We start from the raw sequence: 13551 nt of genomic DNA on the forward strand, positions 1-13551 counted from the left end.
CATCCATTGCGGCGGCCCCGGCCCGGCCACGTACCGTCATGGGTATGAGCTCCACTCCCCCCGCACGCCGCCTGCGGCTCGGCCTGCCCCGCCGGGTGTTCTCGCAGGTGCTGCTCATGCAGGTGGCGATCGCCGCGGGAGTCGCGGTGCTCGCGACCGGGCTCTTCCTCGCACCGCTCGGCGAGCAGCTGGACGACCAGGCGATGCGCCGGGCCCTGGCCATCGCGCAGACGACCGCCGCGCAGCCGCAGATAGCCGAGGACGTCGTCGGCACGCCGGCGAGCGTCGACGGACCGGTGCAGCGCGAGGCCGAGCGCATCCGGCGGGCCACGGGGGCCGAGTACATCGTCGTGATGGACCGACGTGGCGTGCGCTGGTCACACACCGAGCCCCGTGAGGTCGGCCGGAGGGTGTCGACCGATCCCAGTCAGGCGCTCGCCGGGCATGAGGTCATGGAGATCGACGAGGGCACGCTGGGCCGCTCCGCGCGCGGCAAGGTGCCGTTGCGCGACAGCGACGGCGACATCGTCGGCGCGGTCTCGGTCGGTATCGCGTACGACAGCGTGCGCGCCCGGCTGATCCACGCGATCCCCGGACTGTTCGCCTACGCGGGTGGCGCCCTGGCGGTCGGCGCGCTGGCCGCGTGGCTCATCGCCCGCCGGGTGCAGCGGCAGACCCGCGACCTGGCGTTCTCGGACATCTCCGGGCTGCTCGCCGAGCGCGAGGCGATGCTGCACGGCATCCGCGAGGGCGTCGTCGCCCTGGACCGCTCGGGGCGCATCCGCCTGCTCAACGACGAGGCCCAGCGTCTGCTCGGCGTCGGCGACGAGGCTGTGGGCCGCTCCCCCGACGAGGCGCTCGGCGAGGGCCGTACGGCCGATGTGCTGGCGGGGCGCGTCACCGGCACCGACCTGCTGGCGGTGAGCGGTCCGCGGGTGCTGGTGGCCAACCGCATGCCGACCGACGACGGCGGTGCCGTCGCAACCCTGCGCGACCGCACGGAGCTGGAGCAGCTCGGCCGGGAACTGGACTCGACCCGCGGCCTGATCGACGCGCTGCGCGCGCAGGACCACGAGCACGCCAACCGCATGCACACCCTGCTGGGGCTGCTGGAGCTGGAGATGTACGAGGACGCCGCGGAATTCGTCGGCGAGGTCGTCGGCGACCACCGGGCCACGTCCGAGCAGGTCACCGAGCGCATCCACGATCCGCTGCTGGCCGCCGTCCTGGTCGGCAAGGCGACCGTCGCAGCCGAGCGCGGGGTGGCCCTGTGGGTGTCCGACCGCACCCGCCTGCCGGACCGGCTGATCGATCCGCGGGGGCTGGTCACGGTCGTCGGCAATCTGGTGGACAACGCCCTCGACGCCGCTGTCGGCACCCCGCACGCGCGCGTGGAGATCGAACTGCGCACCGAAGGCCGCGCGGTCGTGCTCCAGGTACGGGACACCGGGCCGGGCGTCCCGCCGGAGCAGCGTGAGGTGATCTTCACCGAGGGCTGGTCCACCAAGGAGCGTCCCGCCCACCGGGAGCGGGGCATCGGGCTGTCCCTGGTCCGCAGGCTGGCCCAGCGCCAGGGCGGCAGTGCGACGGTGGGCGTGGCCCCTGGCGGCGGCGCGGAGTTCACCGTCGTCCTGCCCGAGGCGCTCGCGGAGCCGGCCGTGGAGGCGGCCCTGACCGTGCCGTCCGGCGAGCGGACGGTCCCCGAGGAGGGGTCGCGATGATCGAGGTGCTGGTCGTGGACGACGACGCCCGGGTCGCGCGTGTGAACGCCGCCTACGTCGAGAAGGTGCCGGGCTTCCATGTCGCGGGCGAGGCGCACAGTGCCGCCGAGGCCCTGCGCCGCCTGGAGGAGCTGCCCGGCCTCGACTTGGTCCTCATGGACCACTACCTTCCTGACGACACGGGGCTGGAGGTCGTCCGGGAGATGCGCCGGCGTGGCCACCGTACGGACGTGATCATGGTGACGGCGGCGCGGGACGTCTCGACCGTGCAGGAGGCCATGCGGCAGGGGGCGTTGCAGTACCTGGTGAAGCCGTTCGCGTTCGCGGGGCTGCGCAGCAAGCTGGAGGCGTACGCGCAGCTGCGCCGCACCCTGGACGGCGGCGGCGAGGCCGAACAGGCCGAGGTCGACCGGATCTTCGGCGCCCTGTCCGCCGCCTCGGAGCCGGATCTGCCCAAGGGGCACTCCCCCACCACCGCCGAGCTGGTGCGGCAGGCCCTGATGCATGCCGACGGCCCGCTGTCGGCGCAGGAGATCGCCGACCGCACGGGCGTGAGCCGGCAGACCGCGCAGCGCTATCTGAAGCTCCTGGAGCGCACGGGCCGCGCCACGCTCACGCTGAAGTACGGCGACGCGGGCCGCCCCGAGCACCGGTATGTGTGGGCGACCCGCCCGTGAGCCGTACCTGAGCCGCCTCTACGCCGCCCCGGCCCCGGTCAGCGACCGCACCTCGGTCTCCGCGTGCCTGGCCTCGTCCGCCTCCTCGGCGGAGGTGACCGTGCCGAGCCAGCCGGCGAGGAAACCCAGCGGGATGGAGACGATGCCGGGGTTCTGCAAGGGGAAGAGCTGGAAGTCGGCGCCCGGGAACAGCGCGTCAGGGCTGCCGGACACCACGGGCGACAGCACCACCAGCAGCACGGCCGGGACCAGCCCGCCGTACACCGCCCACACGGCGCCGCGGGTGGTGAAGCCCCGCCAGAAGAGCGAGTACAGCAGCACCGGCAGGTTGGCGGAGGCGGCGACGGCGAACGCCAGGCCCACCAGGAACGCGACGTTCAGATCCCTGGCCAGCAGGCCCAGCCCGATCGCGATTGCGCCGACGCCGACCGCTGCGATCCGTGCCACGGCCACCTCGCTGCGCGGCTCGGCCCGCCTGCGCCGCAGGGACGCGTACAGGTCGTGGGCGACGGAGGCGGACGAGGCCAGTGTGATCCCGGCGACCACCGCGAGGATCGTGGCGAAGGCGATGGCGGCGACGATCGCGAACAGAACCGTGCCACCCGTGGAGTCCGCGCCGCCGCCCAGGTCGAGCGCCAGCAGCGGAACGGCCGTGTTCCCCGCCGCGTTCGAGCCGCGCACGGCGTCCGGTCCGACGATCGCGGCCGCACCGAAGCCCAGCACGATGGTCATCAGGTAGAAGCCGCCGATGAGTCCGATCGACCAGACCACCGACCGTCGTGCCGCCCGCGCGGTGGGCACGGTGTAGAACCGCGACAGGATGTGCGGCAGCCCGGCCGTGCCCAGCACCAGGGCGATGCCGAGGCTGATGAAGTCGACACGGGCGGTCCAGTCCCCGCCGTACCGCAGCCCGGGCGCCAGGAACCGCTCGCCGTGTCCGCTGCGCTCGGCCGCGCTGCGCAGCAGATGGTCGAAGTCCCCGTGGAACCGCACGAGTACGAGCACGGTCAGGGCGATCGCCCCGCCCATGAGCAGGACCGCCTTGACGATCTGGATCCAGGTGGTGGCCCGCATCCCTCCCAACGACACATAGATCACCATGAGCGCACCGACACCGATGACGGTCCAGGCCTGCGCCGCCTCGCCCGTACCGCCCAGCAGCAGCGCGACCAGGCTGCCCGCACCCACCATCTGCGCCACCAGATACAGAACGGACACCACCACCGAGGAAGTTCCCGCCGCGATCCGCACCGGCCGCTCCCGCATACGGGCGGCGACGACGTCGGCCAGGGTGAACCGTCCGCAGTTGCGCACCAGTTCGGCGACCAGCAGCAGGACCACGAGCCAGGCGACCAGGAAGCCCACGGAGTACAGCAGCCCGTCGTAGCCGAACAGGGCGATCAGGCCGGAGATACCGAGGAAGGACGCGGCCGACATGTAGTCGCCCGCGATGGCAAAACCATTCTCCATGGGCGAGAAGAGCCGGCCGCCCACATAGAACTCCTCGGCGGAGCCCTGCCGGTGGCGGCTCACCCATGTCGTGATGGCCAGGGTGACGGCCACGAACGCGCTGAACAGCACCAGCGCCAGCGTCTGGTGATCACCCGTCACAGTCCACCACCCCGTGTCCCGCGGGCCATCTCCTGGGTGTCCCAGCGCAGTTCGAGGGCCGCGCGGTCCCGGCGCAGCCGGGCGTGGCGGGCGTAGGCCCAGGTGAGGACGAAGGTCGTGAGGAACTGGCCGAGCCCGGCGAGCATCGCCACGTTCACCGCGCCGACGACCGGCCGGGCCATCAGGCCGGGCGCGGTGGTGGCGGCGACGACATACGCCAGGTACCAGACGAGGAAGCCGATGACGGCCGGCACCACGAACCTGCGGTAGCGGCTGCGCACTTCCTGGAAGGCCGCGCTGCGCTGGACCTCGAGATACACGTCGGCGGCGGCGAGGGCGCCGTCCCGGTCCGCCACGCGCGCGGAGGGCACGGCACCGGCGGTCTCGCCCGCCTCGCCCCAGCCCGTGGCGAGCGCGTCGTACCAGGGGTCGTCGTAGCCCGCCGGGCCGGGCGGGTCGGCGGGCAACTGCTGCCGGCCCCCGGGACGGTCCGCCGGTGTCGCGGGACCGTCCCCGCCCGCGCGGGGACGACCATGGGTTGAGTGCATGCCCAAGGATGGACAGAACGGGTAGATCCCCGACTCTTCTTCCTTGGGCTGTTCACCCCTTCAGGTGACCTGAGCCCGGGCGGGCCGCGCTCAGGCGTCGATACGGGAGCGGTCCAGGGTCGCCGCGGAGCTGGAGATGAACTCCTTGCGCGGTGCCACGTCGTTGCCCATGAGGAGGTCGAAGACCTGCTCGGCCGCCTCCAGGTCGGAGAGGTTGATCCGGCGCAGGGTGCGGTGGCGCGGGTCCATGGTGGTCTCGGCCAGCTGGTCGGCGTCCATCTCGCCCAGGCCCTTGTAGCGCTGGATCGAGTCCTTGTAGCGGATGCCCTTGCTCTGGAACTCCATGAGCTTGTCGCGCAACTCGCGGTCCGAGTACGTGTAGACGTACTTGTCCTGGCCCTTCCTGGGCTGGGTCAACTCGATCCGGTGCAGCGGCGGCACCGCGGCGAAGACCCGGCCGGCCTCCACCATGGGCCGCATGTAGCGCTGGAAGAGCGTCAGCAGCAGACAGCGGATGTGGGAGCCGTCCACATCGGCGTCGGTCATCATGATGATCTTGCCGTAGCGGGCGGCGTCGAGGTCGAAGGTGCGGCCCGAGCCCGCTCCTATGACCTGGATGATCGCGCCGCACTCGGCGTTCTTCAGCATGTCCGTGACGGAGGACTTCTGGACGTTGAGGATCTTGCCGCGGATCGGCAGCAGCGCCTGGAACTCGGAGTTGCGGGCGAGCTTGGCCGTACCGAGCGCGGAGTCGCCCTCGACGATGAACAGCTCGCTGCGGTCGACGTCGTCGCTGCGGCAGTCGGCGAGCTTCGCGGGCAGCGAGGAGGACTCCAGGGCCGTCTTGCGGCGCTGGGCGTCCTTGTGCTGGCGGGCGGCGATACGCGTACGGGCCGCGGCGACGACCTTCTCCAGCACCACGCGCGACTGCTGCGCGGCGTCGCGCTTGGTGGCGGTGAGGAATGCCTTGAGCTCCTTGGAGATCACGTTGTTGACGATGCGGCGGGCCGCCGAGGTGCCGAGCACCTCCTTGGTCTGGCCCTCGAACTGCGGCTCGGCGAGCCGCACGGTGACGACCGCGGTCAGGCCCTCCAGGGCGTCGTCCTTGACGACGTCGTCCTCGGCGACGCGCAGCAGCTTCTTGGCGCGCAGCACCTCGTTCATCGTCTTGGCGACGGCCTGCTCGAAGCCGGCGACATGGGTGCCGCCCTTGGGCGTGGCGATGATGTTGACGAACGACTTGAGGGTCGTCTCGTAGCCGGTGCCCCAGCGCAGCGCCACATCGACGCCGAGTTCGCGGGTGACCTCGGTCGGCGTCATCTGGCCGTGCTCGTCCAGGACGGGGACGGTCTCCTTGAAGGTGCCCTGTCCGGTGAAGCGGAGGACGTCGCAGATGGCCTTGTCGTTGGCCAGGTACTCGCAGAACTCGCTGATGCCGCCGTCGTAGCGGAAGGACTCCTCGCCCTTGCTGCCGCCCTCACCGAGGCCGTACTCGTCGCGGACGACGATGGTCAGGCCGGGCACCAGGAACGCGGTCTGCCGGGCGCGCTGGTGGAGCGTGTCCAGGTTGAGCTTGGCGTCCTTGAGGAAGATCTGGCGGTCGGCCCAGTAGCGCACGCGCGTGCCGGTGCGGGTCCTGGGCAGCTTCTTGGTCTTGCGCAGTCCGCTCTTGGCCTCGAACTTGGCGTCCGGGCCGGTCGCCGCGAAGGCGCCGGGGACACCGCGGCGGAAGCTGATGGCGTGCGTGTGGCCGGCGCGGTCCACCTCGACGTCCAGCCGCGCGGAGAGGGCGTTGACCACGGACGCGCCGACGCCGTGCAGACCGCCGGAGGCGGCGTAGGAGCCGCCGCCGAACTTGCCGCCCGCGTGGAGCTTGGTCATGACGACCTCGACACCGGACAGACCGGTCTTGGGCTCGACGTCGACCGGGATGCCGCGGCCGTTGTCCCGCACCTCCACCGACCCGTCGTCGTGGAGGATCACCTCGATGTGGTCGCAGTAGCCACCGAGGGCTTCGTCGACGGAGTTGTCGATGATCTCCCACAGGCAGTGCATGAGGCCACGGCTGTCGGTGGATCCGATGTACATGCCCGGGCGCTTGCGTACGGCCTCGAGCCCCTCGAGGACGAGCAGGTGCCGCGCGGTGTAGTTGGAACCGTCCCGGTCTGCTCCTGCCAGCAGCGCTGTGGACGGCACGGACGTCTCGGCGGTCACGCGGTTCGCTCCTCGCTGAATTTCAGATGGGGCCCTTCTGGGTAAGGGCACGGCTTCGGTCGCCGCTCAGAGGGTACCGAGGCCTGGTAGAGCCGTTGTAACGCCACCCTCACATGGAAGACACCCTAGTCCACCGTCGTATACGTGTTCGATCCCTCGATGGGGTGAAGTGCACATCACGTTCCCTTCCAGGCATGAACCATTTAGGCTCCGGGCACGTCCTCATGAACAACCGGCAACCCGGCCGGGAGGACCGCTACACCGACTGACAGCCAGACAGCGCGAACCCGTAAGACACACAGACACGCAATACGGCACATTCGCCGCCAACCGGCAGCAGACAGCCACTCGGAAGATTTTTTCGAGAGAAAGCCCCGAGCGGGAACGAATTCGGGCTGGTTGGATGTTGACCCTGGTACGACAGCTCGTCGAGCTAGAGAAGAGGCGACGTGACTACTGTTCTGACCCCCGCGAGCCCGCTGACGGCCGCTGATCGCTGCGACCGCTGCGGCGCCCAGGCATACCTGCGCGTCGTCCTGCTGAGCGGCGGAGAACTGCTCTTCTGCGCCCACCACGGTCGCAAGTTCGAGCCGGAACTCAAGAAGATCGCCGCTGAGATACAGGACGAGACTGAGCGGCTCACGGCCGCTCCTGCATCCGCCTCGGAAGAAGAGCACTGACGATTCGCGTCCACGACGAGCCAGCACCGGCCAGGCCGGTGGACGGGCGGCGGCCCCTGCTCTCAGGGGCCGCCGCCCGTGCTCGTGGACCGTATGAGGCCGCGAGGCCCGCTCAGGAGCCCTGCTGGGCCCCTCCAGCGCTCTCGGCGGTGCTTGCGACTGCGCTCCACCCCAGGGTGCGGACGACGTCCGACACCCGCGTGTAGACCCCTGGGCTGCCGGCCTGGCCGCAGCCGCTCCCCCACGACACCAGCCCGATCAGACGCCCCTGGGCGATCAGCGGACCCCCGCTGTCCCCCTGGCAGGCGTCCGGGCCGCCTTCCGCCTCCCCGGCGCACACCATCCGGTCCGCCCGGTAGGTGCCCTCGGCGCCGCCCGGGTAGGCATCGGCGCACATCTCGTCGGCCAGCACATGCACGCGCGCCGCGCGCAGCCGGTGCGCGTAGTCGCCGACTCCCGTGACATCACCCCACCCGAAGACCATGGCCGCCGTCCCCGGCGTGTACGCCGGGTCGCCCTCGCCTGCCATCGGGGCCGCCTCGGCCTTCGACACGGGCTCGGCGAGGGTGAGCACCGCGAAGTCCCCGGCGTTGCTGGCGCTGTCGTAGTCCGGGTTCACCCAGACGTCCCGCACCGGGATCTCCTGGCCCTCGCGGGTGCGCAGATCGGTGCGGCCGGCGATCACCTTGAGGTCGCGCACCCGATTCGGCGGGGCTCCGAGCACGTCCTCCCCCATGCAGTGGGCCGCGGTGAGGACCGTGGAGCGCCCGACCACCACACCTCCGCAGAACTGTCCCGCGCGGTTACCCCCGAACCGGTCACGGCTGGACAGCGCGACCGTCCAGGGACCGTCTGAGACATCGACCGGAAAGCCGCCCACAACCACGCTGTCGGCGGCTGTCGGGGCGGCGGATGCCAGCGGTATCGCGGCCACCGCGGCCGCCAGGACCAGCGGCCGGGTCAATGCCCGGGCAAAAGGACGACGCATGCGCGCTCCTCACTCTGTGGTGGTCAACAGACACCCAGAGTGTTCCAGCACCGAGCACACTGCGCCCGCGCACCACGAGGGCCCGGCTCCCCCTGACGGGAGGAGCCGGGCCCTCGTGGTCGTAGGGCGGCTTAGTCGAGGTAGTCGCGCAGCACCTGCGAGCGGGACGGGTGGCGCAGCTTCGACATCGTCTTGGACTCGATCTGGCGGATGCGCTCACGCGTGACGCCGTAGACCTTGCCGATCTCGTCGAGGGTCTTCGGCTGACCGTCGGTGAGACCGAAGCGCATGGACACGACGCCGGCCTCGCGCTCGGACAGGGTGTCGAGCACGGAGTGCAGCTGCTCCTGCAGAAGCGTGAAGCTCACCGCGTCGGCCGGGACGACGGCCTCGGAGTCCTCGATGAGGTCACCGAACTCGCTGTCGCCGTCCTCGCCCAGCGGGGTGTGCAGCGAGATGGGCTCGCGGCCGTACTTCTGGACCTCGATGACCTTCTCCGGGGTCATGTCGAGTTCCTTGGCCAGCTCCTCCGGGGTGGGCTCGCGGCCCAGGTCCTGGAGCATCTGGCGCTGCACGCGCGCGAGCTTGTTGATGACCTCGACCATGTGCACCGGGATACGGATGGTGCGGGCCTGGTCGGCCATCGCGCGGGTGATCGCCTGACGGATCCACCAGGTGGCGTACGTGGAGAACTTGTAGCCCTTGGTGTAGTCGAACTTCTCGACCGCGCGGATCAGACCGAGGTTGCCCTCCTGGATGAGGTCCAGGAAGAGCATGCCGCGGCCGGTGTAGCGCTTGGCCAGGGAGACCACCAGACGGAGGTTGGCCTCCAGGAGGTGGTTCTTGGCGCGGCGGCCGTCCTCGGCGATGATCTCCAGCTCGCGCTTGAGCTTGGGGGCGAGCTTGTCGGCGTTGGACAGCTTGTCCTCGGCGAACAGACCCGCCTCGATGCGCTTGGCGAGCTCGACCTCCTGCTCGGCATTGAGCAGGGGAACCTTGCCGATCTGCTTGAGGTAGTCCTTGACCGGGTCGGCGGTGGCACCGGCGGCGGCGACCTGCTGCGCGGGCGCGTCGTCCTCGTCCTCGTCGGAGAGCACGAAGCCGGCGCTCTCGGCGCCCTCGGGCTCGTCGCCGACCTTGGTCTCCTCGAGGACTTCTTCCTCGAGCAGCTCGGCGTCGTCCTTCTTGGCCGTGGTCTTCTTCGCCGCGGTCTTCTTGGCGACTGTCTTCTTCGCGGCCGCCTTCTTGGCGGTCGTCTTCTTCGCGGCCGCCTTCTTGGCGGGCGCTTCTTCCTCGGCGGGGTCGACGGCGGGGTCGGCGGCAGGCGCGGCCGGGGCAGCGGCCGTCGTGGCGGTGGCCTTCCTCGTGGTCACCGTCTTCGCCGCGACCGTCTTGGTGGCGGTGCGCTTGGCCGGACTCTTCGCTGCGACGCTCTTTCGGGTGCGCTTGGGCTCTGCGGCACTGACCATCAGCGTCACACCCTCTTCCTCGAGGATCTGGTTGAGGCTGCGCAGTACGTTCTTCCACTGAGTGGCCGGAATCTGGTCAGCTTCGAAGGCCCGACGCACGTCATCGCCGGCGATCTGCCCCTCAGCCTTTCCCCGCTCAATGAGCGCCATGACAGAGACGGACTCGGCGATCTCCGGCGGGAGCGTACGGGATGTGCTGGCCGACACGAACAACCTCTCGGAACGTTGGAAAACGGCTTCCGGCCCCGTCCACTGTGGACAGGAGCCGACCGCCGGCTTGGGGATGGGCCGACGGCGCGGGCGGGGGCCGGGAAGATGCACAGCGCCTTCTATGGCGTCCGTATTCCCTCCGCGGCTGTCACCTCTTAGGTCATCGCGCAGTTTCCTTGAGCGTTACGCCCAATCTGCGTGGCCCGAGTCACACCCCGTAAGCGCTCAAAAACGGTCGGATATGGGCAAACCATGCCAGCCAAGGGTGCGTGATCCGGTCCCGATCAGCGAGCAAGCCGCACCGTCGCGCCGTCGGACCCCGCAGGAAAGAGGGTCCTGCGGGGTCCGACGGGGAGCGGTTCGCCGTCCGGCGATGCCACAGGAGGGGGGAGGCACCCCCGGGCGGGACCGCCCGTGGGACGCGATCAGTGCTCGCGCGGGGCGGGCACGACGCGCTCCACCTCCGGGTGAACGGTGAGCAGCTGACGCATGGCGGTCTCGGCCGCCGTGCCGTCGCCGGCGGCGAGGGCGTCGACGATCCGGCCGTGGTGCGCCAGGGACGCCTCGGTCGGCCGGTCACAGCCCGTGACCGGGCTGCCGGAGACCTGGAGGGCGGCCGAGACGATGCCCGACAGGTGCTCGAGCATGCGGTTGCCGGCGACCTGGATGAGCAGCGAATGGAACTCGGCGTCCGCGCGCGAGAAGGTCAGCGCGTCACCCTGCGCCATGGCGTGCCCCATGATCTCGACCATGTCGACCAGCCGCTGCTGGATCTCCTCCCGGCCGTGTCCGGCGGCCAGGCGCGCGGCGAGCGGCTCGATCGTCCAGCGCAGCTCGCTCAGCTCACGGCGCTGGTCGTCGCGCTGCGGCCCGAAGGCCCGCCACTCGATGATGTCCGGGTCGAGGAGGTTCCAGTCGCTGACGGGACGCACGCGCGTGCCCACGTTCGGGCGGGCGCTGACCAGGCCCTTGGCCTCCAGGACGCGCAGCGACTCGCGGACGACGGTGCGGGACACCTCGAAACGCTGGCCGATCTCCTCGGGCACCAGTGGGCGGTCGGCGCCCAGGTCGCCGGAGACGATCATCTGACCCAGCTGCTGGACGAGTTGGCCGTGCAGGCCGCGTCCGCGGCTGCCCGCGGCCCGCCGGCCCACGCGGCCCAGCTCGGGATCCGCGCCCTCCCAGGCGGGCGGCCCGACGCGGTCGGCGGCGGGAGCCTCCGCATAGGGGTAGCGGTCGAGTTCGCCCGGACCGGCGAGGCCGGCGTCTGCGGTGCGGGCGGGGGTCATCATGGTGTGCGCAAGGGTACTCACGCATCCTTTGTCGGCGCTGGCCTCAACTCCCTTGAGGGCTTTGGTGAAAAGCACACGAAAGGGTGATCGCTCACCTCGTCGCAATTGACGCCTTATCGGAAGGAAATGGGCGTTCTCCGAGGAGTTGTGCGCAGCCCGTGTCCGGAACGGCCTCACCGGCCCTCACCGCACCCGGCTCCGCAGGGTCGTGAACAGATACGCGCAGAACAGCGCCGTGAGCGACAACGCCAGCGCCCCGCCGACGGGTTGGACGATCATCCGCGTCGCTCCCACCAGATAGCGCTCCCCGCCGAAGGGCCACTGCGACAGCAGCAGCTCCCGCAACCGCAGCGGGAAACCGGCCGCGGTTCGCACGGACGGTCCTTCCAAGACCTTCTGTACGACCGGTACGACCACGACCGGCACGGCGACGACGGCCGCGATCCCCGCCGTCGTCGACCGGAAGATCCCGGCCGCCAGCACCCCCGCCCAGGCACAGCCGACCACGAGCCCGATCCAACTCGCACCCAGGGAAAGCCAGTCCGCGGGAACTCTCGCGAGCTCCCGCCCGTATACCAGGTACAGCACCTCGGCGTCGCAGCCCACCGTCAGAAGGGCCAGCACCACAGCGGTGACCGCGGCGACGAGCAGCTTCGCGGCCAGCAGCCCCAGCCGGCGGGGCACCGTGCCGCGATCCGCCGCCAGCGCGGGGTGGCGGAACTCGTCCCCGAACGCGAGCGCGCCGAGCAGCCCCGCCCCGAGCGCGGCAGGCGGCAACGGCAGCTCCCGCGGCCAGGCGGCGAGCAGCCGCGACTGCGGAGTGTGCCCCACCCGCGCCGCGAACACGGCGGTCAGCGCGGAGACCACCAGCACCGCGGCACCGGTGACGAACCCGGTCCCGACCCCGGCCGCCCGACGCAGCTCGTAGCGGAGGGGGCGCAGGGGGCTGGGGGCGGAGCGGACGGAGATGGGGGGTGGGAGGGAGGGGAGGGGGTGGGGGTGGGGACCCGGGGAAGGGGTGGGCGAGGCGTTGGGCGCGGCGTCAGGGGTAGGGCCCGGCTGCCCCTGGGCCGACGCCTGGTCCGACGGCTCGACGGCCTCGCCCTCTGCCGCAGGTGCGTCCACAGCTGGATCCGGAGCTCTGTCGTCGTCGCGGGTCGACTGAGGCGGCACGGGTGCGACCGGCACCGGCTCCGCTGCCGGGTCGGTGTCGTCCGCGAAGCCCGGGTCGGGCCGGACCCCGGCGAACGACTGGGCGGCCCGGGCCCCCATGTCACCTACCTCATCAGCGAGTTGGTGAAGGAGGATGTCGTGCCGGAAGGCCGTCTCCCCCACGTCGGCGCAGCTGCTGCCGTACACGAAGAGGCGGTTGCCGTCCTCTCGTACGACCTCGACGGAGCGCCGGGCGGTGCGGGCCTCCTTGGCCAGCAGGACCGCCAGGCGGGCCGCATGGGGGGTGCGGACGGCGACGCGTGGGCGCAGCCGGGTACGCGCGAAGTCCTCGGCTTCCTGGTCCGCGACGACTCGGCCCTCTTCAAGGGTGATGACGCGGTCGGCCGTGCGGGCCGCTTCCTTGGGGTCGGCGACGGTGAACAGGACAGTGCCGCCCTGCTCGGCGTGTGCGCGCAGTACGCCGTACAGCCAGCGGCCTTCACGTGCGGAGAGCCCGTCGGCGGGTTCGTCGAGGACCAGGGTGTGCGGATCGGTCAGCAGGGCGCAGCCGAGGCCCAGCCGGCGGTCCATGGCGCGGGAGAGCGTGCCGAGCCGTTCGTCGCGCAGGCTGACGAGTCCCACCACTTCGAGTACTTCATCGGCTCGTCGCACCGGTACGCCCGCCGCGGCGCACAGCATCCGCAGATGTCCGCGGACGCTGCGGGCCGGGTGGCCGGGAACATCGCCGAGGAGCACGCCTACTTCGCGCGAGGGGTGGGCGATGCGGTGCAGGGGTCTACCTCTGAAGTAGGTGATTCCGCGGCCCTGTTGGAGTTCGAGCATCAGCCGGAGCGCGGTCGTCTTGCCCGCGCCCGGCGCTCCGAGCAGCGCGGTGAGACGGCCCGCGCGCGCTTCGAAGGAGACATCGTCGACGGCGGGCGGAAGGTCCTTGCGGGAGTTGCTGGTCAGTCCGAAGGCCTGGATCACCC

At 71.0% G+C, this 13551-nt stretch carries 10 protein-coding genes; 3 read left to right on the forward strand and 7 right to left on the reverse strand.

The features are described 5' to 3' along the window. Positions 1 to 44 precede the first annotated feature (44 nt). Together ACIGXJ_RS28020 and ACIGXJ_RS28025 are read left to right on the forward strand one after the other, a co-directional pair. Entirely contained in the window at positions 45 to 1721 is a 1677-nt protein-coding gene (locus tag ACIGXJ_RS28020; protein WP_399650792.1) for an ATP-binding protein, read from the forward strand. Continuing rightward, positions 1718 to 2398 (forward strand): response regulator, encoded by a 681-nt coding sequence (locus tag ACIGXJ_RS28025; protein WP_399650795.1) that lies wholly within the window; start codon positions 1718 to 1720, stop codon positions 2396 to 2398. The genes ACIGXJ_RS28020 and ACIGXJ_RS28025 overlap by 4 nt, the downstream gene beginning before the upstream one ends. A gap of 18 nt (positions 2399 to 2416) precedes the next feature. Here the strand turns inward: ACIGXJ_RS28025 and ACIGXJ_RS28030 are convergent, their stop codons facing one another. The 3 genes from ACIGXJ_RS28030 to ACIGXJ_RS28040 form a co-directional block, all read right to left on the reverse strand. Then, positions 2417 to 4009, reverse strand: coding sequence for a cation acetate symporter (locus ACIGXJ_RS28030; protein WP_399650798.1), 1593 nt, complete (start codon positions 4007 to 4009; stop codon positions 2417 to 2419). Continuing rightward, positions 4006 to 4557: a DUF485 domain-containing protein gene (locus tag ACIGXJ_RS28035; protein ID WP_399650801.1), complete on the reverse strand. Its 552-nt coding sequence runs from the start codon at positions 4555 to 4557 to the stop codon at positions 4006 to 4008. The genes ACIGXJ_RS28030 and ACIGXJ_RS28035 overlap by 4 nt, the downstream gene beginning before the upstream one ends. A gap of 90 nt (positions 4558 to 4647) precedes the next feature. Then, positions 4648 to 6771: a type IIA DNA topoisomerase subunit B gene (locus ACIGXJ_RS28040; RefSeq protein WP_399650803.1), complete on the reverse strand. Its 2124-nt coding sequence runs from the start codon at positions 6769 to 6771 to the stop codon at positions 4648 to 4650. A gap of 449 nt (positions 6772 to 7220) precedes the next feature. On the opposite strand from ACIGXJ_RS28040, the gene ACIGXJ_RS28045 reads away from it, so the two are divergent. Next, on the forward strand, positions 7221 to 7451 hold the full coding sequence (locus ACIGXJ_RS28045) for a hypothetical protein (protein ID WP_399650806.1): 231 nt from the start codon (positions 7221 to 7223) through the stop codon (positions 7449 to 7451). Between the two features lie 112 nt (positions 7452 to 7563). Here ACIGXJ_RS28045 and ACIGXJ_RS28050 read toward each other — a convergent pair whose 3' ends face one another. The 4 genes from ACIGXJ_RS28050 to ACIGXJ_RS28065 all read right to left on the reverse strand — a co-directional run bounded on the left by ACIGXJ_RS28050 (position 7564) and on the right by ACIGXJ_RS28065 (position 13549). Continuing rightward, entirely contained in the window at positions 7564 to 8439 is an 876-nt protein-coding gene (locus tag ACIGXJ_RS28050) for a S1 family peptidase (protein WP_399650809.1), read from the reverse strand. Between the two features lie 131 nt (positions 8440 to 8570). After that, the gene (locus ACIGXJ_RS28055) at positions 8571 to 10115 is read right to left on the reverse strand and encodes an RNA polymerase sigma factor (RefSeq protein ID WP_399650812.1); all 1545 of its coding nucleotides are present in this window, start codon (positions 10113 to 10115) and stop codon (positions 8571 to 8573) included. A gap of 428 nt (positions 10116 to 10543) precedes the next feature. Then, positions 10544 to 11431: a FadR/GntR family transcriptional regulator gene (locus tag ACIGXJ_RS28060; protein ID WP_399650815.1), complete on the reverse strand. Its 888-nt coding sequence runs from the start codon at positions 11429 to 11431 to the stop codon at positions 10544 to 10546. Positions 11432 to 11593: 162 nt separating this feature from the next. After that, positions 11594 to 13549 carry an ATP-binding cassette domain-containing protein gene (locus ACIGXJ_RS28065; protein ID WP_399650817.1) on the reverse strand — a complete coding sequence of 652 codons (1956 nt, stop codon included), beginning with the start codon at positions 13547 to 13549 and terminating at the stop codon, positions 11594 to 11596. Between the last annotated feature and the right edge of the window lie 2 nt (positions 13550 to 13551).

The sequence above is a fragment of the Streptomyces sp. NPDC053367 genome, assembly GCF_044545925.1.
Taxonomy (GTDB): domain Bacteria; phylum Actinomycetota; class Actinomycetes; order Streptomycetales; family Streptomycetaceae; genus Streptomyces.